The following is a 1,804-nucleotide window of genomic DNA, read 5'->3' on the forward strand; positions in this document are numbered from 1 at the left end:
CCCAGATCATCGCTCAAATTTGCTTCTACGGCTTTTGCCTCTTGTAAATTTTCATTATTTGTCGCTACGCCGTTTTTGCTCTTTAAAGATTGCAGTTTTTCTGGCTCCAAATTTTGAACATTTTGCGAGCTATTTTCTAAATTTTGATCGATTTGCGAACCAACTTCTAAATTTTGCTCTTTTGTCAAAGTGCTTTGAGTATGTAAAGTCTCGCCACTCAAATTTGACACCATTTGCGACTTTTCTCGCTCGTCAAGTTTTTGCTCATCGCCTTGCGTCACCGGCCTATATTTTGCGGAATTTGGCGCTGCGATACGCTTTACTTCGCCTTTTTGCGCGTTTTCTATTTGAGGTTTTTTGTAAATTTTCCTCGCGTCCTCTTTTAGCGCTTTATATACGCCGGCTCCGTTTTTGCTGCCGAATTTTGAGATAAATTTCATATGAAGCTCGCTCAGGCTACCCGAATTTCGTATCAAGATTGCGATTTCGTCTCGGTTTTCTTCTATGAGCTGTGCCGTATGCGAGCGATTGAAGTCAAATTTGAGTTTATGAAATTTGCCGCCGTTTTTATCTTGCTTATTAAAAAAATCTATCACGTCGTCGTAAAATTTATCGTTGCTGACGATGTAAATTTTGTCTTTTTTATGCGAGAGTTTGCCCATTAAAAACGTAATTATTTTATCGGCATAGTCCTTGTGAGCGCTTTCTAAAAGTATGATTTTTATTTTGATTTTTCGCGCCAGAAACCACGCCAAAACGGAGATGCTTAGCTTTTGTCTATTGTTTGTTACGATATAAATTTTATCTTTTTGTCCTAGCTTTTTTAGCGTCGCTAGATTATCTATGCTTATGTTTTCGTCGTCTATTATAAATCTTGCCATATATTTCCTAAACGAGTCGGGGCAATCGCCCCGAAACTCTACATCTTATCTTTTGTTACGATGAGTAACATTTTAAATTTTTCCGGTATCTTTAGCCCGTGCGGGATTTTGCCCGGAAGCACGATGGTATCGCCTTTTTTGATATCAAAATGCTCGTCGCCGATGGTTAGCTTCATCTCGCCATCAAGCGCGATCAAAAGAGCGTCGCCGGGAGCTGCGTGGGTGGAGAGCTGTTGGTCCTTTGAAAACGACAGCAGCGACATCGAGCCGCTTTCGTTTTTGACGAGCGTTTTGCTCACGATTTTGCCTTCTTCGTATTCGACCGCATCCACTAGGCTAAAAATAGCCGCCTTAGGTAAATGATCTATCATTAAGTCCTCCTTAAAATCTATTGAGACGTATTTCGTCGGTTCGTTAAAAACTAGTTTTCGCCATACTTTTTTCTCTATCAGGCAGGCTTCTTCGCCGCCTAGGCGCATCTGCTTGTCGCCGTAGTGCAAACTCGCGCCGCCCTCTACGACCCACGCGAGGCTGTCGCAAAATAGCATCTCGTGATCCAGCTCCTCGCCGGCGTCAAAAGCAAACACGTCGACGTGAGCGTTCTCGCAATCAAAAATTCTCTTGCTAACGACGCTTTTTGCGATCACTTTCGTGTCGGCGTTTAGATTGTAAATTTTACTCATTTTTCTTCCTTTCGTAAATTTACGTGTCATTGTAGCTAAAGTTTTTGGACGATTTATTGATAAGGATTATCTCTTTTTGGTAAAATTTCAATCCTTATTTTAAATGTCCTAAATGAAAATCTAATGCAACAATTTCTGCTACTCCATTTGGAAATATAAAACTTAAAGTTTCATAATCAAATTTTGGATTCAATCTGTGTATTAATCTGTGATGATTTGGACATAGAATTATTATGTTGT

The 1,804-nt window shown here is 40.1% G+C and carries 2 protein-coding genes; both read right to left on the minus strand.

Annotation, left to right across the window (positions count from 1 at the left end):
- Positions 1–881, minus strand: an 881-nt coding sequence (locus Q0338_RS01880; RefSeq protein WP_298085278.1) for a PIN domain-containing protein, incomplete at its 3' end; no start/stop codon positions are given.
- Between the two features lie 38 nt (positions 882–919).
- Entirely contained in the window at positions 920–1,564 is a 645-nt protein-coding gene (locus Q0338_RS01885; protein WP_298085279.1) for a cupin domain-containing protein, read from the minus strand.
- Positions 1,565–1,804: the final 240 nt, after the last annotated feature.

Source organism: uncultured Campylobacter sp., from assembly GCF_938018145.1.
In the GTDB taxonomy this organism is placed as follows: Bacteria; Campylobacterota; Campylobacteria; order Campylobacterales; family Campylobacteraceae; genus Campylobacter_A.